The 17,754-nt window shown below is 66.6% G+C and carries 16 protein-coding genes; 14 read left to right on the top strand and 2 right to left on the bottom strand.

Going from position 1 to position 17,754, the window contains the following annotated elements; genetic code table 11:
* Positions 1-7: 7 nt before the first annotated feature.
* Positions 8-3,055, bottom strand: coding sequence for a phosphoenolpyruvate carboxylase (ppc, locus tag RS901_RS01920; protein WP_316151148.1), 3,048 nt, complete (start codon positions 3,053-3,055; stop codon positions 8-10).
* 77 nt (positions 3,056-3,132) lie between these two features.
* Between ppc and hemC the strand changes: the two genes are divergently transcribed.
* The 10 genes from hemC (at position 3,133) to RS901_RS01870 (ending at position 13,231) form a co-directional block, all read left to right on the top strand.
* On the top strand, positions 3,133-4,146 hold the full coding sequence (hemC, locus tag RS901_RS01915) for a hydroxymethylbilane synthase (protein WP_316151147.1): 1,014 nt from the start codon (positions 3,133-3,135) through the stop codon (positions 4,144-4,146).
* Positions 4,147-4,155: 9 nt separating this feature from the next.
* Positions 4,156-6,285: a fused uroporphyrinogen-III synthase HemD/membrane protein HemX gene (gene hemDX, locus RS901_RS01910; RefSeq protein ID WP_316151145.1), complete on the top strand. Its 2,130-nt coding sequence runs from the start codon at positions 4,156-4,158 to the stop codon at positions 6,283-6,285.
* A gap of 4 nt (positions 6,286-6,289) precedes the next feature.
* Complete coding sequence (locus tag RS901_RS01905) at positions 6,290-7,480, top strand: heme biosynthesis protein HemY (RefSeq protein ID WP_316151144.1); 1,191 nt, start codon at positions 6,290-6,292, stop codon at positions 7,478-7,480.
* A gap of 150 nt (positions 7,481-7,630) precedes the next feature.
* Positions 7,631-8,338: a 16S rRNA pseudouridine(516) synthase gene (locus RS901_RS01900; protein WP_316151143.1), complete on the top strand. Its 708-nt coding sequence runs from the start codon at positions 7,631-7,633 to the stop codon at positions 8,336-8,338.
* 102 nt (positions 8,339-8,440) lie between these two features.
* Entirely contained in the window at positions 8,441-9,013 is a 573-nt protein-coding gene (locus tag RS901_RS01895; protein WP_316151142.1) for a YqgE/AlgH family protein, read from the top strand.
* Positions 9,006-9,431 (top strand): Holliday junction resolvase RuvX, encoded by a 426-nt coding sequence (ruvX, locus tag RS901_RS01890; RefSeq protein ID WP_316151140.1) that lies wholly within the window; start codon positions 9,006-9,008, stop codon positions 9,429-9,431. The genes RS901_RS01895 and ruvX overlap by 8 nt, the downstream gene beginning before the upstream one ends.
* The gene (gene pyrR / locus RS901_RS01885; RefSeq protein ID WP_010813826.1) at positions 9,428-9,964 is read left to right on the top strand and encodes a bifunctional pyr operon transcriptional regulator/uracil phosphoribosyltransferase PyrR; all 537 of its coding nucleotides are present in this window, start codon (positions 9,428-9,430) and stop codon (positions 9,962-9,964) included. Before ruvX ends, pyrR begins: the two co-directional genes overlap by 4 nt.
* 91 nt (positions 9,965-10,055) lie before the next feature.
* Complete coding sequence (locus tag RS901_RS01880; protein ID WP_013957750.1) at positions 10,056-11,030, top strand: aspartate carbamoyltransferase catalytic subunit; 975 nt, start codon at positions 10,056-10,058, stop codon at positions 11,028-11,030.
* 87 nt (positions 11,031-11,117) lie between these two features.
* Positions 11,118-12,401, top strand: coding sequence for a dihydroorotase (locus RS901_RS01875; protein WP_316151138.1), 1,284 nt, complete (start codon positions 11,118-11,120; stop codon positions 12,399-12,401).
* Positions 12,398-13,231 carry a lysophospholipid acyltransferase family protein gene (locus RS901_RS01870; protein WP_316151137.1) on the top strand — a complete coding sequence of 278 codons (834 nt, stop codon included), beginning with the start codon at positions 12,398-12,400 and terminating at the stop codon, positions 13,229-13,231. Before RS901_RS01875 ends, RS901_RS01870 begins: the two co-directional genes overlap by 4 nt.
* A gap of 35 nt (positions 13,232-13,266) precedes the next feature.
* Here RS901_RS01870 and RS901_RS01865 read toward each other — a convergent pair whose 3' ends face one another.
* Positions 13,267-14,115, bottom strand: coding sequence for a symmetrical bis(5'-nucleosyl)-tetraphosphatase (locus RS901_RS01865; protein ID WP_316151136.1), 849 nt, complete (start codon positions 14,113-14,115; stop codon positions 13,267-13,269).
* A gap of 232 nt (positions 14,116-14,347) precedes the next feature.
* On the opposite strand from RS901_RS01865, the gene rfbB reads away from it, so the two are divergent.
* From rfbB to rfbC, 4 genes are read left to right on the top strand one after another with little or no spacing between them, the layout of a single operon-like run.
* Complete coding sequence (gene rfbB / locus RS901_RS01860; protein ID WP_316151134.1) at positions 14,348-15,412, top strand: dTDP-glucose 4,6-dehydratase; 1,065 nt, start codon at positions 14,348-14,350, stop codon at positions 15,410-15,412.
* Complete coding sequence (gene rfbD / locus RS901_RS01855; RefSeq protein ID WP_316151133.1) at positions 15,402-16,316, top strand: dTDP-4-dehydrorhamnose reductase; 915 nt, start codon at positions 15,402-15,404, stop codon at positions 16,314-16,316. The genes rfbB and rfbD overlap by 11 nt, the downstream gene beginning before the upstream one ends.
* 10 nt (positions 16,317-16,326) lie before the next feature.
* Positions 16,327-17,205, top strand: coding sequence for a glucose-1-phosphate thymidylyltransferase RfbA (rfbA, locus tag RS901_RS01850; protein WP_316151131.1), 879 nt, complete (start codon positions 16,327-16,329; stop codon positions 17,203-17,205).
* Positions 17,202-17,753 (top strand): dTDP-4-dehydrorhamnose 3,5-epimerase, encoded by a 552-nt coding sequence (gene rfbC / locus RS901_RS01845; RefSeq protein ID WP_316151128.1) that lies wholly within the window; start codon positions 17,202-17,204, stop codon positions 17,751-17,753. Before rfbA ends, rfbC begins: the two co-directional genes overlap by 4 nt.
* Position 17,754 lies beyond the last annotated feature (1 nt).

Here is a 17,754-nt window from a genome sequence, read left to right as displayed (position 1 = left end):
ACGCCAATCAGCCCGTATTGCGCAGGCCCGCCGCGACCCCGTTGATGGTCAGGTGGATGCCGCGCCGCACCCGGATGTCATCGCCATCCTTGCCCGAGCGGAAACGCTTGAGCAGTTCGACCTGCAAGTGGTTCAGCGGGTCGAGGTAGGCAAAGCGGTTCTTGATCGAGCGCGCCAGCAGCGGGTTGTCCGCCAGCCGTTCCTGGTGGCCGGTGACCAGTGTCAGCATCTCGCAGGTCAGGTGCCATTCCTTGCTGATGCGGTTGAACACGGTGCGGCGCAGGGCCGCGTCGTCGCACAACTGGGCGTAGCGCGAGGCCACGGCCAGGTCGGTCTTGGCCAGCACCATGTCCATGTTGGACAGCAGCGTCGAGAAGAACGGCCAGGTCTTGACCATGCGGCGCAGCGTGGTCACGGCCAGCTTGCGCGCCTTGTCGTCCGGCGCAGTGTCCAGCAGCGACTTGACCGCGCTGCCGAAGCCGTACCAGCCCGGCAGCAGCAGCCGGCACTGGCCCCACGAGAAGCCCCACGGGATTGCACGCAGGTCTTCGATGCGCCGGTTCTTCTTGTCCATCAGCTTGCGCGAGGCCGGGCGCGAACCCAGGTTCAGGTCGGCGATCTCGGTGATCGGCGTGGTGGCGAAGAAGTAGTCCTTGAAGCCCGGGGTCTCGTAGACCAGGTCGCGGTAGGCGGTGAAGGCGCGGTCCGACAGCTGCTGCATGACAGCCTCGAAGGTGTCCAGCTCCCTGGGCGCGTTCTGCTGCGGCAGCAGCGACGCTTCCAGCGTGGCCGCGACCACCGTCTCCAGGTTGCGCCGGCCGATCTCGGCGTTGGCGAACTTGCTGTTGATGATCTCGCCCTGCTCGGTCAGCCGGATCTGGCCGTTCACCGTGCCCGGCGGCTGCGACAGGATGGCCTGGTAGGTCGGGCCGCCGCCGCGGCCGACGGTGCCGCCGCGGCCGTGGAACAGGCGCAGCTTGACCTGGCGCTGCTCGAACAGCTGCACCAGCGCCAGCTCGGCCTTGTACAGCTCCCAGGTGGAAGTCAGGAAGCCGCCGTCCTTGTTCGAGTCCGAGTAGCCAAGCATCACTTCCTGCTCGACGCCATGGTGCGCGATCACGGAATCGAAGCCCGGCAGGTCCAGCAGCGACTGCATGATGCCGGCGGCGTTGCGCAAGTCCTCGATGGTCTCGAACAGCGGGATCACCATCAGCTCCATGCGCGCCGGGTCGGTCTTGCTGCCCAGCGTGCCCTGCAGCATGCCGGATTCCTTCTGCAGCAGCATCACTTCGACCAGGTCCGACAGCGTCTCGGTGTGCGAGATGATGTAGTTGCGCGCAATGCGCTTGCCATAGCGCGCGCGCAGCTCGCGCGCGGCGGCGAAGATCGCCAGTTCCTTGCGGGTCTGCTCCGAGTACTCGTGCCACGGCAGCGTCAGCAGGCGCGGCTGGCGCAGTTCGGCCAGCAGCAATTCCAGCTTGCGCGCCTCGGGCAGGGCGGCGTAGTCGGGGGCGATGCCGGCGGCGGCGAACAGCTCGGCGATGACCGCCTCGTGCACGTCCGAGACCTGGCGCATGTCGACCGATGCCAGGTGGAAGCCGAACACGCCGATGGCGCGCGCCAGCGCGTCGATGCGGCCATTGGCCAGCGCCTGGCCATGGTTGGCGCGCAGCGAGTCGACCACCACCTGCACATCGGCGGCAAAGGCCTCGGCGCTGTCATAGGGCTCGGCCGGCGCCACCGGGCGGCGCGGCACGGCGTGGCCGGTCAGCGCCTTGCTGGTTGCGGCCAGGCGCGCGTAGATGCCGATCAGCGCGCGGCGGTAGGGTTCGTCGGCGCGATGCTCGGAGTGGTCGGGCGAGCGCTCGGCCAGCGCCAGCAGTTCCGCGCTGGCGTCGACCATCAGCGTCGACATCGACAGCTCCGCGCCCAGCGCATGGACTTCATCCAGGTACCAGTCGATGATCATCTGCCCCTGCTGGCTGGCGGCGTGCTCCAGCGTCTCGGCGGTGACGTTGGGGTTGCCGTCGCGGTCGCCGCCGATCCAGGAGCCCATCTGCAGGAACGGGGCCAGCGGCGCCGCCTTCGTGCCCGAGGCGCCCGGGGTGCCCTTGCGCTTGCGCGTGGCGGGGAACACCGCGGCGATGTCTTCTTCCAGTTCGCTCATCAGCTGCGGGATGCCGCGCAGGAAGCAGGTGCGGTAGTACGACAGGGCATTTTCGATCTCGTCGGCCACCGTCAGGCGCGAATCGCGCAGCATGCGGGTCTGCCACAGCGTGGTGACCTTGGCGCGCAGCTGCGCGGTGTTGTGCTCGCGCTCGCGCGCGGTCATCGGCAGGTCGCGCTCGGCCAGCAGGCGGGCGATCTCGCGCTCGGCGTCGAGAATACTCTTGCGCTGGACTTCGGTCGGGTGCGCGGTCAGCACCGGCACGATCAGGGCCTCGTCCAGGAACTTGCGCAGCTGCTTGCCGGTCACGCCGGCGGCGTCGATCGCCTCCAGTGCGTGGGCCAGGCTGCCCGCCTGCGGCGGCGAGCCAGCCAGCGCGTGCACGCGGCGGCGGCGGTTGTGGTGCTGGTCCTCGGCGATATTGGCCAGGTGCGAGAAATAGCTGAACGCGCGCACGACCTGGTTGGTCTGGTCGCGCGACAGGCGCTTGAGCAGGCGGTCCAGCTCCGCGCCGGCGGCGCGGTCGTTCTCGCGGCGGAAGCGCACCGCGGTCTGGCGGATGGTTTCGACCACCTCGAAGGCGGCGTCGCCTTCCTGTTCGCGCAGGCATTCGCCCAGCAGGCGGCCCAGGAAGCGGATGTCCTCGCGCAGCGGCACGTCCTTGTCGGCGGTGCGGCGGGCGGTGGGGGCGATGGCGGTTCCGTTGCTCGACACGATGGAAAGCTTGGGCTTGGGGGAACGTTTGGTCCCGCTGCGGGTGGCGGGGCGTTTCGATTCGGTGGTGGATGCGCCGTTTGCGTCACCCTGGCCGGCGCCGAGGGCAGGGCTTTGGTCTTTCGCAGCCGGGGCGGTCCGCCGGCCGTTGGGGCGCGCAGCATGCTGCGTCATGCAATCTCCTCGTTCTGCTTCTCTAAGCTTATCTATTGGTGCGGAGGGGCTATTGGGTCGCGTGCTACCATTGATGCATGTCGTCTGCCACCCTGTCTTCCTCTACCGCTGTCGTGTCTCGCAATCTTCCGCAAAAGCTCGTCATTGCCTCCCGAGAGAGCCGTCTGGCCCTGTGGCAGGCAGAACATGTGCGTGCTGCGTTGCAACAATACTATCCCGCGTGCGACGTGTCCATTCTTGGCATGACGACGCGCGGAGACCAGATTCTAGACCGTACGCTGTCCAAAGTCGGCGGCAAGGGTTTGTTTGTCAAAGAACTGGAGTTCGCGATGGACGAAGGCCGGGCGGACCTGGCGGTGCATTCGCTCAAGGATGTGCCGATGGAGTTGCCCGAAGGCTTCGCCCTGACCGCGGTGATGGAACGCGAGGATCCGCGCGACGCGCTGGTGTCTTCCGCCTACGCCTCGCTGGACGAGATGCCGGCCGGCACCGTGGTCGGCACTTCCAGCCTGCGCCGTGAAGCCGCGCTGCGCAGCCGCTACCCGCAACTGGTGATCAAGCCGCTGCGCGGCAACCTGGACACGCGGCTGGGCAAGCTCGATCGCGGCGAATACGGCGCCATCATCCTGGCCGCCGCCGGCCTCAAGCGCCTGGGCCTGGGCGAGCGCATCCGCGCGCTGATCCCCATCGACGTGTCGCTGCCGGCCGCAGGCCAGGGCGCCCTCGGCATCGAGACCCCGGCCAACCGCCCTGAGCTGGCGCAATGGCTGGCGCCCCTGAACCACCAGCCGACGGCGCTTGCCGTGACCGCCGAGCGCGCCGTGTCGCGCATGCTGGGCGGCTCATGCCAGGTGCCGCTGGCCGCCCACGCGCGCTGGGAAGGCGATCAGCTGAAGCTGGACGCCTTTGTCGCCTTGCCCGATGGCACGCGCGCCATCCGCGCAGCCGCGTCCGGACCGGCTGCCGACCTGGCCGCCGCCGAAGCGCTGGGCCAGGCCTGCGCGCGCGATCTGCTGGCGCAGGGTGCCGAAGCCATCCTCGCGGCACTGGCCGATTCTGGCGATCCCGCCGGCTCCCAAGCTCCTGCCTGAGGCTGCCCCATGCCCAGCCCGACCGTCGTTGTCACACGACCCGCCGGGCAGTCCCGGCAACTGACCGAGGCGCTGCAGGCCGCGGGCCTGGACGTACTCAGCTTTCCCTTGCTGGCCATCGGCCCGGCCGCTGACGACGCGCCGCTGCGCGCGGCGCTGGCGCGGCTGAACACCTTTGCGCTGGTGGTCTGTGTCAGTCCCAATGCCATTGCCTACGCGCTCGACGCGCTGGCCAGCGTGCAGGGCGTGGCCGTGGCCCAATGGCCGGCGCAGGTGCCGGTGGCGGTGGTCGGGCCGGCCAGCGTCGCGGCCCTGGCCGAGCGCGGCATCGCGCCGCCCGCGTATCGGGTGATCGCGCCCGCGGGCGCTGCCGCGAACGGGCAGTGCGCCGATGACGCAGCACCGGATGCCGAAGCGCTGCGCTTTGACTCCGAGGCCCTGTGGGCCCGGCTTGATCCCGCCGCGCTGGCTGGCAAGCCGGTCCTGATCATCCGCGGCAACGGCGGGCGCGACTGGCTGGGCGACCGCCTGCGCGAGGCCGGTGCCCAGGTCGAGGCCGTCGAGGCCTACCAGCGCAAGCTGCCCGAACCCAGCGCCATGCAGTGGCAGGCCGTGCGCGACAACCTGCGCCCAGGCGCGGCGCCGCATGCGTGGCTCCTAACCAGTTCTGAAGCAGTGCGCAACCTTGACGCGCTGGCACGCCAGCATCTGTCGCCTGAGGAAGACGCTACCCTGCGGCGGGTGCAGTGCATCGCGCCGCATGCGAGAATCGCCGAACAGGCGCTGGCGCTGGGCTTCCCCCATACCCAGCGCGCCGCCCCGGGCGATGCCGGCCTGCTGGCGGCGTGCCTGCAGTGGGCCGATGCCCATGCCGGTCCGGCGCCGGCAGGCATGGCCAGCGCGGCAATCGAAGCCAGCCCGCCCAGCGCCAAAGCCGAAGCGCCGCCGGCCCCCGTGCCGGACGCAGCAGTTCCCGCAACGTCAACGAAGGTCGAACGCGTGACGCAAGAAACCACGTCCTCCTCCGCTACGCCGCCGTCCACGGCGGCCTCCGCAGCATCGGCGCAATCGGCGCAAGCCGCGCCAGCGTCGGGCTCCGCTACCGCCGCTGCTCCCAGTGCAGCCTCACGGCGGTCCGCTGCGTTGTGGGCGCTGGTCGCCGTGCTGGTGGTGGCGACGGCTGGCGGCTTCTGGTGGCTGCAGCAGCGCGTTGACCACCTGACCGGCGAGCTGGCGCGCCGCCAGCAAAGCAACGATGCGCTGGTGCAGGAGTCGCGCGTGCTGACCCGCAACGCGCAGGACACGGTCAAGGAACTGCAGGCCAAGGTCGGTGCGCTGGAGAGCCAGGTCGGCGAGACCCGCGACAAGCAGGTGGCGCTGGAACAGGTCTACCAGGACCTGATGCGCAACCGCGACGACTGGGAAATCGCCGAGATCCAGCAGCTGCTGACCAGTGCCGGCCAGCAACTGCAGCTGACCGGCAACGTGCAGGTGGCGCTGGCCGCGCTGCAAAGCGCCGACGCCCGCCTGGCGCGCGCCGACAAGCCGCAATACAACCTGCTGCGCCGCGCGATCGCGCGCGACGTCGCGCGCATGAAGGCGGTGCCCGACACCGACCTGACCGGCGCCGCAATCAAGCTGGACGAGGCCATCAACCAGATCGACGCACTGCCGCTGCTGTCCAGCGAACGCATGCTGGAGCGCAGCGAGGCCGACGCCCGCAAGGGTGCCGCCGCCAACGGTGCCAGCGCGCCGGCCGCCGCCAACGGCGCGGGTCCGGGCTGGTTCACCCGCCTGTGGGACTACCTGCGCGAAGAACTGGCGCAGGTGGTCCGCATCCGCAAGGTCGACGACGCCGAGGCGCTGCTGCTGTCTGGCGACCAGGGCTGGTTCCTGCGCGAGAACGTCAAGCTGCGCCTGCTCAATGCGCGCCTGGCATTGCTGTCGCGCAACGAACCCGTGTTCCGCAACGACCTGGCCGCCGCGCAGGCGATGATCAGCCGCTATTTCGATACCAAGTCGCGCCGGGTGCAGGGGGTGCTGACGCTGCTGCGGCAGGCGCAGGCCGGCGCGGTCACGGTGCAGCTGCCGACCATGTCCGAAAGCCTGGGCGCGCTGCATGCCCTGAAGAAGGAGTAAGCCCATGCGCCTTCTGTTCTGGGTTGCGGTCCTGTTTGGCGGCGCCGTCGGGCTGGCCCTGTTCACGCAGTTCAACCACAGCAATGTGGTGCTGTTCTATCCGCCATATCGCGTCGAGCTGTCGCTGAACCTGGCGCTGGCCTTGCTGCTGTTGCTGTTCTTCGTAGTGTGGACGGTGATGTCCACCGTCCGCCATCTGGCCGACATGCCGCGCCGCGCCGCCGCCTACCGCGAGCGCAGCCGCATGAGCAAGGCACAGGCGGCGCTGCGCGAGTCGATCGAAAACCTGTTTGCCGGCCGCTTCGCCCGCGCCGAACGCGCCGCGCGCGAGGCCCAGTCCTGGGACGACCAGGCCCAGACCGCCGCGCTGATCGGCGCCCGCGCCGCGCACCGGATGCAGGAAACCGAGCGGCGCGACACCTGGATGTCGCAGGTCACCGACCCCGAGCGCGAACAGGCGCGGCTGGTGTCGATGGCCGAGTTGCTGGTCGATGCCCGCGACGCCGACGGTGCGCTGGAAACCATCGCCCAGCTGCAGTCGCAGGGCGCGCGCCAGATCCACGTGCAGCGCATCGCGCTGCGCGCGCACCAGCACCTGAAGAACTGGACCGAGGTGTTGCGCCTGGCGCGCTCGCTGGAAAAGCGCAACGCGCTGCATCCGGTGCTGGCGCTGCGGCTCAAGCAGATGGCCGTCGAAGCCATGCTGGATGAGCGCCGCCACGACGCCGACGCGCTGACCGAGTTCTGGCGCTCGCTGTCCACCGACGAGCGCCGCGCCACCCGCATCGCCGAACCCGCGGCGCGCTACTTCGCGGCGCTGGGCCGGCAGAACGAGGCCCGCCGCATCATCGAAGACGCGCTCAAGGTCAACTGGGACAGCCGCCTGGTGCTGCGCTATGCCGATTGCGCCGTTCCCGGCCACGCGCTGCCGCAGATCCAGCAGGCCGAGAAATGGCTGGCCGCGCATCCCGCCGACGCCGACCTTTACTACACGCTGGGCGTGCTGTGCCTGGGCGAGAAACTGTGGGGCAAGGCCCAGTCCAGCTTTGAGCGCGCGCTGAAATATGCCGAGCCCGACCAGCAGCGCCGCCTGCGCGTGCGCACGCACCTGGCGCTGGCGCGGCTCTTTGAGGAAACCGAGCGCTTCAACGACGCGCAGCGGCACTATCGCGAAAGCGCGATGCTGGCGGCCTGAGGATTTCAGGCTGCGCGTAAACTAACCGATTGTGTGCCCCCTCTCCCGCTTGCGGGAGAGGGGAGCAAACCGACAGCGGGCAAACTGCGGCAGCAATCCGGACTGCCACGCAGCAGTCGCGTCACCCCCATCTCTACCACCATCCATTCCATGACACTCGACCGCATCCTCCAATCCCAGGGCTTTGGCACGCGCCGGTACTGCGGGGACCTGATCGCCGCCGGGCTGGTCGAGGTCAACGGCGAACTGTGCGAAAACCCGCGCGCGCAGTTTGAAGTCGACGGCCTGCGCTTCACCGTCGGCGGCGAGGAATGGCTGGCCTGCACCAAGGCCTATCTGATGCTGAACAAGCCCACTGGCTATGAGTGCTCGCAGCGCCCGCGCCATCATCCCAGCGTCTACAACCTGCTGCCGGTGCCGCTGCGCCAGCGCGAGGTGCAGGCCGTGGGGCGGCTGGACCACGACACCACCGGGCTGCTGCTGCTGACCGACGATGGCCAGTTCATCCACGCCCAGACCTCGCCCAAGCGCAAGGTGCCCAAGATCTATGAAGTGACGACTGCCGAGCCGGTCACGCCGGAGCAGGCCGAAGCGCTGTGCAGTGGTGTGCAGCTGCTCGACGAACCGGCGCCGATCGCGGCAGAAGCGTGTGAGATCACCGGCGAACGCAACTTGCGGCTGACCCTGGTGCAAGGCAAGTACCATCAGGTCAAGCGCATGGTCGCGGCGGCCGGCAACCATGTCAGCGCGCTGCATCGCAGCGCCATTGGCGGCCTGCAGCTCGATCCGGCCCTGGCCGGAGGCGAGTGGCGCTGGCTGACGGCGCAAGAGCTGGCCGCGCTGACCGGCAAGGATTGAGCCAAACGGCAGTCCCAGAGCGTGGCCGGGCGCTCATTGCTGCACTGCAGCGCCCGCCAATCTTTTCCGGAAGACCCCCGGCGATTTGATAAAATGCAAGGCATGGCGAAGCCCGAAGCACCTATCAATCTGACCAATCAGTTCCTGATTGCCATGCCTGGCATGGCCGATCCGACCTTTTCGGGTTCTGTCGTCTATGTCTGCGAACACAATGATCGTGGCGCGCTCGGGCTGGTGATCAACCGGCCCATCGACATCGACATGGCCACGCTGTTCGACAAGATCGACCTCAAGCTTGAAATCCAGCCAGTCGCGCACCAGCCGGTCTACTTCGGCGGCCCGGTGCAGACCGAGCGCGGTTTCGTGCTGCACGACCCGGTGGGCGTCTATGTGTCGTCGCTGGCCGTGCCCGGCGGGCTGGAAATGACCACCTCCAAGGACGTGCTGGAGGCCGTGGCCAACGGCAGCGGCCCGCACCGCTTCCTGCTGACGCTGGGTTACTCCGGCTGGGGTGCCGGCCAGCTGGAGGAAGAGCTCAGCCGCAACGGCTGGCTGACGGTCCAGGCCGACCCCGAGATCATCTTCAGCGTGCCGCCCGACGAGCGCTTTGCCGCCGCCATCCGGCTGCTGGGCATCGACTTCACCATGCTGTCGGGCGAGGCCGGGCATGCCTGATGCCGTGGGGCGTGAACTGCCCCGCGACGGCACGGTCCTGGCATTCGACTACGGCGAAAAAAAGATCGGCGTCGCGCTGGGCAACTTCATCACGCGCGAGGCGCGTGCGCTGACCATCCTCCCCAATATCACCGTGGAAGGCCGCTTTGAGGCCGTGTCGGCGCTTATCCAGGAGTGGAACCCGGTGCAGCTGATCGTCGGCATGCCGGTCAACCCCGAAGGCGGCGAGCAGCCCTCGATGAAGCTGGCGCGGCGCTTCGGCAACCAGCTCAACGGCCGCTTCGGCCTGCCGGTGGAGTGGGTGGACGAACGCTATACCTCGCGCGCCGCGTCGATGGCCGGCGCCCGCCGCGGCGAGCTCGATGCCGAGGCCGCCCGCATCATCCTGCAACAGTATTTCGACCAATTCCCGCTATGACGCAGATTTCCGTTCCCGACGCCGAGTCGCTGTACCGCAAGCTGCTGGACCAGGCCCAGGCGTTGATCCCCGAGGCCGAGCGCGCGCGCTGGTCGGTGGCCGGCATCTACTCAGGCGGCGCGTGGATCGCCGCGCGGCTGGCCGCTGACCTGAAGCTGCCCGAGCATGGCGTGATCAACGTTGCCTTCCATCGCGACGACTATGCCAAGAAGGGCCTGCACAGCCAGGCCCAGCCGACCACGCTGCCGTTTTCGGTGGATGACCGCAACATCCTGCTGATCGATGATGTGCTGGCCACGGGCCGCACCATCCGTGCCGCCGTCAATGAGCTGTTCGACTACGGCCGTCCCGCGCGCGTGGCGCTGGGCGTGCTGGTCGACCGAGGCGGGCGCCAGCTGCCCATTGCCGCCGACCTGACTGCTGCCGAGATGGCGCTGCCGCCCGGCACCACGCTGGTGCTGTCGCGCCAGGGCGAGGGCGCCGGCGCGCAATTCGCCTTTGCGACCGAACCTACCGATTCCGCCACCGGCTGACCCCCCCGAATGCCCCAGGCGCGCCGTGCGCGCCTGACCCCCCAGCTCCGAGACCAGACCACCCCCGTTTTTTGCCCGCGCCCGACCAGCCATGACCAAGACGTTCCGCAACCCGCAGCTCACCAAGAACGGCGAACTGAAGCACCTGCTGTCGATCGAGGGGTTGTCGCGTGACATGATCACGCACATCCTCGACACCGCCAGCCAGTTCGTATCGCTGTCCGACTCAGACCGCGATGTCAAGAAGGTGCCGCTGCTGCGCGGCAAGAGCGTGTTCAACCTGTTCTTCGAGAACTCCACCCGCACCCGCACCACCTTCGAGATCGCCGCCAAGCGGCTGTCGGCGGACGTGCTGAACCTGAACATCAACGCCTCGTCGACCAGCAAGGGCGAGTCGCTGCTGGACACCATCAACAACCTGTCGGCGATGTCCGCCGACATGTTCGTGGTGCGCCATGCCAGCTCGGGCGCACCTTACCTGATCGCCGAGCACGTCGCGCCGCACGTGCACGTGATCAACGCCGGCGACGGCCGCCATGCGCACCCGACGCAAGGCCTGCTGGATATGTACACGATCCGGCACTTCAAGAAGGACTTCACCAACCTGACGGTGGCCATCGTCGGCGACATCCTGCACTCGCGCGTGGCACGCTCCGACATCCACGCGCTGACCACGCTGGGCGTGCCCGAAGTGCGCGCCATCGGCCCGCGCACGCTGCTGCCGTCGGGGCTGGAGCAGATGGGCGTGCGCGTCTTCCACAACATGGAAGAGGGCCTGAAGGGCGTGGACGTGGTCATCATGCTGCGGCTGCAGAACGAGCGCATGAGCGGCGCGCTGCTGCCGTCGGCGCAGGAATACTTCAAGGCCTACGGCCTCACGCCGGAGCGCCTGGCACTGGCCAATCGCGACGCCATCGTGATGCACCCGGGCCCCATGAACCGCGGCGTCGAGATCGACTCCGCCGTGGCCGATGGCCCGCAGTCCGTGATCCTGAACCAGGTGACCTTCGGCATCGCCGTGCGCATGGCGGTGATGGGCATCGTGGCCGGGAATAGCGACGAATAAGCGGCGACGAATAAGCGTCGGCGAATAAGCGTCGACGAATGACGCGGTCGAGCGACACGAGCCAGAACACACTGAACCAGCCAAGCTATGAAGATCCACATCAAGGGCGGCCGCCTGATCGATCCGGCCAGCAACACCGACGCCGCGCAGGACCTCTACATCGCCGCCGGCAAGATCGTCGGCGTGGGCAGCGCCCCGGCGGACTTCACCGCCAACAAGACCATCGATGCCAGCGGCCTGATCGTGTGCCCCGGCCTGGTCGACCTCTCCGCGCGCCTGCGCGAGCCCGGCTACGAATACAAGGCCACGCTCGAATCCGAAGTGGCCGCCGCCACCGCCGGCGGCGTGACCAGCCTGGTCTGCCCGCCCGATACCGATCCGGTGCTCGACGAACCCGGCCTGGTGGAAATGCTGAAATTCCGCGCCCGCACCCTGAACCAGACCCACGTGTACCCGCTGGGCGCGCTGACGCTGGGCCTGAAGGGCGAGACCCTGACCGAGATGAGCCAGCTGACCGAGGCCGGCTGCGTCGGCTTCAGCCAGGCCGAGGCCCCGGTGCACAACACCCAGGTGCTGCTGCGCGCGCTGCAATACGCCCAGACCTTCGGCTTCACCGTCTGGCTGCGCCCGGAAGACCCGTTCCTGGGCGGCGGCGTCGCCGCCAGCGGCGCGGTGGCGTCGCGCCTGGGCCTGTCCGGCGTGTCAGTGATCGCCGAGACCGTGCGCCTGCACACCATCTTCGAACTGATGCGCAGCACCGGCGCGCGCGTGCACCTGTGCCGGCTGTCGTCCGCCGCCGGGCTGGAACTGGTGCGCCAGGCCAAGCGCGAAGGCCTGAAAGTGACCTGCGACGTCAATATCCACCACGTCTCGCTGACAGACATGGATATCGGCTACTTCAATTCGCAGATGCGCTTCTCGCCGCCGCTGCGCAGCCCGCGCGACCGCGACGCCATCGTCGCCGCGCTGGTCGACGGCACCATCGACGCCCTGTGCTCTGACCACACGCCAGTGGACGACGACGAGAAACTGCTGCCGTTCGCCGAGGCATCGCCGGGCGCAACCGGCCTGGAACTGCTGCTGCCGCTGACCCTGCGCTGGGCCGCCGAGCACAAGGTCCCGCTGGCCCAGGCGCTGGCCCGCATCACCGCCGAGCCCGCCCGCGTAATCGGCCTGAAGGCTGGCACCCTCGGGGTCGGCAGCGCCGCCGACGTGTGCGTGTTCGACCCCAGGCAGGTCTGGAAGGTCGACCGCCGCTCCATCAAGAGCCAGGGCAAGAACTCGCCGTGGCTTGGCTACGAGATGGAAGGCAAGGTCCGCATGACCCTGGTCGGCGGGCAGGTTGTGTACGGAAACCACGCCCACGCATGATCTGGCTGCGCAAGACCGCGCTGGTGCTGCACCTGCTGCGCGGGCTGGTGACCTGCGCCTTGCTGTTCCCGTGGCTGGGCGTGCGCACGCGCGAATGGCATATCCGGCGCTGGTCGCGGCGGTTGCTGCGGATTTGCGGGGTGGAGGTCGAAGTGGTGGATGCCACCGGCGCAGCGTCGCACGGCGCCGGCCGCCAGGGCGCGATGGTGGTTTCCAACCACATTTCATGGCTGGATATCTACGTCATCCACAGCTGGCAGCCGGTGCGCTTCGTCGCCAAGTCGGAGATACGCGACTGGCCGCTGATCGGCTGGCTGTGCGGCAAGACGGGAACGATCTTCATCGAACGGGCGCGCAAACGCGATGCCCACCGCGTGCTGCACGACATCACCGACGTGATGCTGCAGGGCGACCTCGTCGGCGTGTTCCCGGAAGGCACCACGACCGACGGCATCGAGGTGCTGCCATTCCACGCCAACCTGATGCAGGCGCCGATTTCAGGTGGGTTGCCAGTGCAGCCATTGGGGCTGAACTACCTCGATGCCGCTACGGGTCAGTCAACGCTTGCCGCCGCCTACATCGGCGAGACCACACTGCTGCAGTCGCTGGAAGCGGTCTTGCGCGCACCCCGGATCAAGGCCAGGCTGGTGATCGGGCCCGCGCTGGTGTCGGCCTCGGGTGACCGCCGCGAGCTTGCGAACTCCGCCAGGGAGGTGGTCGCCCACCTCAGCCAGGGCGCGCCGGAACACGCAGCCGCTGCGGCCCGACGGCTGAATCACCCCGTCGAGCCCGGCGGCGTGCCCCAGCCCACCCCCGCTGCCATCAGCTAGCCGTCCTGTCGTCCCCGCCAACGCGGGATTGCCAGTCAGGCCAGCGGGTCACAATATTGCGGGCAATCCGCCTGAACAACCGTCCGTTCGGCTGGATCCTGTGCCAACCGGGCCGCCGTCAGCTTGCCACCCCAGACGCAGCCCGTATCCAGCGCCATCAGGTTCGGCCGCATGACCAGGCCCAGCGTCGACCAATGGCCGCATACCACCGTCACATCCCCGGTACGCCGCCCCGGCACGTCGAACCATGGCATGAACCCGTCCGGCGCCTTGCCCAGGCCTTCCTTGGTCTTGAAGTCCATCACGCCATCGACAGTGCAGTAGCGTAGCCGGGTGAGGGCATTGATTACCACGCGGTGGCGTTCGATGCCGCGCAGACCGTCGTGCCAGCGGTTGGCGGCGTTGCCGAAGATGTCGGCGAGGAAGCCTTGCCAGTTGGGGCCCTGGAGTTGTTCTTCGACTTCGTGGGCGAGGTCGATGACCTGGGTGGCGGTCCATTGGGGGAGGACGCCGGCGTGGATCAGGAGGAAGTTGTTTTCCAGCAGGGCCAGGGGGCGGTGGCGGAGCCAGGTGAGTAGGTCCTCACAATCGGGGGCGGTGAGGATGTCGTCCAGGGTGTCGGATTTGCCCTTCTTGCGCACGCCTGCGGCGACGGCGAGGAGGTGGATGTCGTGGTTGCCGAGGACGGTTTCAGTGCGGCTGCCCATGGCGCGGATGGCGCGCAACGTCTGCAGCGCGGCGGGGCCGCGGTTGATCAGGTCGCCGACGAAGCGCAGTGGTGTTTCGGCGGGGAGCTGTGCGAGGAGCGTGTCGAGGGAGGGCGCACAGCCCTGGAGGTCGCCGACGGCGTGAGGTGTTGTAAGGAGCACTTTGGTGTTGGGCATCAGCGGGGTCGGAGAATTATTTCGCTTCGATTTGTAGTTTTGTGACCGATATACCGTGGCACGGTTACATGAGGCTACAAAAAGAGGGGGGGAGGACGTAGGTTAGGGCATTCCGTCGGATAGAATACCGCCACTTCTGCAGGCACTTAACGCCCCGCCCGTCCTGAAGGGGACAAGGTGGGCGCCCGGCTTTTGTCGGGTCATCGAAACATATCGAGGCAAGGAGCAAGGTTTGTCGCATATTTTGGTCACAGGCGGCGCCGGATTCATCGGTGCCAATTTCGTTCTGGCATGGTTGGGTGACAAGTCGGCTGACGGGGTCATTAACGTCGACAAGCTCACCTATGCGGGCAACCGGAAGACCCTGGCGTCGGTGGAAAACGATCCGCGCCACGTGTTCTCGCAAACGGATATCTGCGACCGCGCCGCCCTGGACGAGCTTTTCGCTACCTACAAACCACGCGCAGTCGTGCACTTCGCGGCGGAGAGCCACGTCGACCGGTCCATTCACGGGCCGGCGGAATTCATCGAGACCAATATCGTCGGCACCTTCACGTTGCTGGAAGCTGCGCGCGCCTACTGGGGCAGCCTGGAAGAGCCGGCCAGATCCGATTTCCGCTTCCTCCACGTCTCCACCGACGAGGTGTTCGGCTCGCTGAGCGAAACCGACCCCCAGTTCTCGGAGACTACGCCGTATGCGCCCAATAGCCCGTACTCGGCCTCCAAGGCAGCATCGGATCATCTGGTGCGCGCGTATCACCATACCTACGGTCTGCCGGTACTGACGACAAACTGCTCCAACAACTACGGCCCGTACCATTTCCCGGAAAAGCTGATCCCGCTGATCATCGCCAATGCGCTGGCCGGCAAGCCGCTGCCGATCTATGGCGACGGACAGAACGTGCGCGACTGGTTGTACGTGCGGGACCACTGCTCGGCCATCCGCGAAGTGCTGGCACGGGGTCGCCTGGGTGAAACCTACAACGTCGGCGGCTGGAACGAGAAGACCAACCTCGACGTGGTGCACACCCTGTGTGACTTGCTGGATGAACTGTCTCCCAAGGCAACCGGCTCGTACCGCGACCAGATCACCTTCGTGAAGGACCGTCCTGGCCACGATCGCCGTTACGCGATCGATGCCCGCAAGCTGGAGCGGGAGCTTGGCTGGAAGCCGGCGGAGACGTTTGAGTCCGGCCTGCGCAAGACGGTGCAGTGGTACCTGGATAACCAGGCATGGGTGCAGGATGTGATGTCCGGGCAGTATCGGAACTGGGTGGCGAAACAATATGCAGCATAAATCGGCCGCCCCCACCCTCCTTGTGACCGGCAGCAATGGCCAGGTCGGCTTCGAGTTGCGCCGTAGCCTTGCGCCGCTTGGCCAGGTGGTGGCGGTTGACCGCACCGGTTTGGATCTCTCTCGCCCAGACGATATCCGGCGCGTCATCCGAGAATGCCGCCCCGATGTCATCGTCAACCCAGCGGCCTACACTGCCGTCGACAAGGCAGAGACAGAAGCAGAACTGGCTTTTGCCATCAATGGCACGGCTGCGGGAGTTCTTGCGGAAGAAGCGAAGGCGCTCGGCAGCCTGCTGGTTCACTACTCGACCGACTACGTCTTCGATGGCAGCAAGGACGGTGCCTACGCTGAAAGCGACCCGGTCAACCCCCAATCGGTCTATGGCAAGAGCAAGCTGGCCGGCGAGCAGGCCATTGCAGCGGCCGGTGGTTCAGCCCTGATCCTACGGACCTGCTGGGTAGCCGGTGCTCACGGTGGCAACTTCGCCAAGACCATGCTGCGGCTTGGTCGCGAGCGAGATAGCCTGCGTGTGATTGCCGATCAATTCGGTGCCCCTACCACGGCCGCGTTGATTGCTGATGTGACCGCGCAGATTGTGGCGCGCCACTGGTTGTTTGGTGACAGGCAGAGCTTCGCCGCCGGCATCTATCACCTGGCCGCCACTGGCGAGACCAGCTGGCACGCCTATGCCACCGAAGTGCTGCGCTATGCCGCCGCCAAAGGCATAGAACTGAAGGTAGATCCAGCACGCATCGAAGCGATCCCGGCCACGGCATATCCGCTGCCAGCCCCGCGCCCAGCCAACTCTCGCCTGAGCACCGCCAAGCTGCGCCAGACCTTCGGCATCCATCTTCCAGATTGGCAGCAAGGTGTGCACTACCTGCTGGACCAGATCTTTTCCTGAGCTAGACATCATGCGCAAGGGCATCATTCTCGCCGGAGGCTCCGGCACTCGGCTTTATCCGATCACGCGATCGGTCTCCAAGCAGCTGCTGCCGGTCTATGACAAGCCGATGATCTACTATCCGCTGTCCACGCTGATGCTGGCAGGGATTCGGGACATCCTGATTATATCGACACCGGAAGACACGCCGCGCTTTACCGACATGCTTGGCGATGGCAGCAAGTGGGGGATCAATCTGCAGTATGCGGTGCAACCCTCGCCGGATGGCTTGGCCCAGGCCTTCATCATCGGCCGCGGGTTCATTGGCAATGATCCGTCCACGCTGATTCTGGGGGATAACATCTTCCATGGCCACGATCTGGTTAGTCAATTGACTCGCTCCGCCAAGCAGAAGGAAGGCGCGACCGTGTTCGCATATCACGTGCATGATCCTGAGCGTTATGGCGTGGTGGAGTTTGATGACAATTTCCGCGCGCTGTCGCTGGAGGAAAAGCCGGCGAAGCCTCGTTCTCATTATGCGGTGACTGGCCTGTATTTCTACGACAATCAGGTCTGCGATATTGCCGCTGATATAAAGCCGTCGCCGCGCGGCGAGCTTGAGATCACCGATGTCAACAAGCGCTATTTGGAAGCTGCCAAGCTGGACGTGGAGATTATGGGGCGGGGCTACGCGTGGCTCGATACGGGGACGCATGAGTCGTTGCTGGAAGCAGCGAGTTTTATTGCCACTCTCCAGAATCGGCAGGGGTTGATGGTGGCTTGTCCGGAAGAAATCGCGTACCGCAGCAAGTGGATCAGTGCTGAGCAGGTGGCAGCCTTGGCCGCGCCGCTCCGCAAGAACGGGTATGGCAAGTACCTGCAGCAGATTATTTCGGAGGCGATCAAATGAGCTTGAACGTCATTCGTACAGAAATTCCGGACGTCTTGATTATTGAACCCAAGGTGTTTGGCGACAGTCGTGGCTTCTTTTTCGAGAGCTTCAATGCCAAGCAGTTCGAGGAAGCAACCGGCGTGACACGGACGTTCGTGCAAGACAATCATTCGCGATCGACGCGCAATGTGCTGCGCGGGCTGCATTACCAGATTCAGCATCCGCAGGGCAAGTTGGTGCGGGTTGTCGCAGGAGAGGTATTTGATGTGGCGGTGGACCTGAGGAAAAGCTCACCCACCTTCGGCAAATGGGTTGGCGTCACTCTGTCTGCAGAGAACAAGCGCCAGTTGTGGGTGCCGGAAGGATTTGCGCATGGATTTGTAGTTATCTCGGATTCCGCTGAGTTCCTATACAAGACCACCGACTACTGGTACCCCGAGCACGAACGCAGCCTACTCTGGAATGACGCCGACGTCGGCATAGATTGGCCCATCGACAGTGAGCCACTATTAGCCGCGAAGGATGCGGCCGGACGGCAGTTGGCGGATGCGGACGTGTTTGCGTGAT

The sequence above is a fragment of the Cupriavidus sp. BIC8F genome (assembly GCF_032465815.1).
GTDB lineage: Bacteria > Pseudomonadota > Gammaproteobacteria > Burkholderiales > Burkholderiaceae > Cupriavidus > Cupriavidus necator.
The sequence above is the reverse complement of the archived record's forward strand: the minus strand, read 5'-3'. Positions and strand labels throughout refer to the sequence as shown.

Excerpts from the sequence above, each read along its gene's own strand:
- ppc (WP_316151148.1), bottom strand. The coding sequence starts at position 3,055 with ATGACGCAGCATGCTGCGCGCCCCAACGGCCGGCGGACCGCCCCGGCT.
- hemC (WP_316151147.1), top strand. The coding sequence starts at position 3,133 with ATGTCGTCTGCCACCCTGTCTTCCTCTACCGCTGTCGTGTCTCGCAAT.
- hemDX (WP_316151145.1), top strand. The coding sequence starts at position 4,156 with ATGCCCAGCCCGACCGTCGTTGTCACACGACCCGCCGGGCAGTCCCGG.
- RS901_RS01905 (WP_316151144.1), top strand. The coding sequence starts at position 6,290 with ATGCGCCTTCTGTTCTGGGTTGCGGTCCTGTTTGGCGGCGCCGTCGGG.
- RS901_RS01900 (WP_316151143.1), top strand. The coding sequence starts at position 7,631 with ATGACACTCGACCGCATCCTCCAATCCCAGGGCTTTGGCACGCGCCGG.
- RS901_RS01895 (WP_316151142.1), top strand. The coding sequence starts at position 8,441 with ATGGCGAAGCCCGAAGCACCTATCAATCTGACCAATCAGTTCCTGATT.
- ruvX (WP_316151140.1), top strand. The coding sequence starts at position 9,006 with ATGCCTGATGCCGTGGGGCGTGAACTGCCCCGCGACGGCACGGTCCTG.
- pyrR (WP_010813826.1), top strand. The coding sequence starts at position 9,428 with ATGACGCAGATTTCCGTTCCCGACGCCGAGTCGCTGTACCGCAAGCTG.
- RS901_RS01880 (WP_013957750.1), top strand. The coding sequence starts at position 10,056 with ATGACCAAGACGTTCCGCAACCCGCAGCTCACCAAGAACGGCGAACTG.
- RS901_RS01875 (WP_316151138.1), top strand. The coding sequence starts at position 11,118 with ATGAAGATCCACATCAAGGGCGGCCGCCTGATCGATCCGGCCAGCAAC.
- RS901_RS01870 (WP_316151137.1), top strand. The coding sequence starts at position 12,398 with ATGATCTGGCTGCGCAAGACCGCGCTGGTGCTGCACCTGCTGCGCGGG.
- RS901_RS01865 (WP_316151136.1), bottom strand. The coding sequence starts at position 14,115 with ATGCCCAACACCAAAGTGCTCCTTACAACACCTCACGCCGTCGGCGAC.
- rfbD (WP_316151133.1), top strand. The coding sequence starts at position 15,402 with ATGCAGCATAAATCGGCCGCCCCCACCCTCCTTGTGACCGGCAGCAAT.
- rfbA (WP_316151131.1), top strand. The coding sequence starts at position 16,327 with ATGCGCAAGGGCATCATTCTCGCCGGAGGCTCCGGCACTCGGCTTTAT.
- rfbC (WP_316151128.1), top strand. The coding sequence starts at position 17,202 with ATGAGCTTGAACGTCATTCGTACAGAAATTCCGGACGTCTTGATTATT.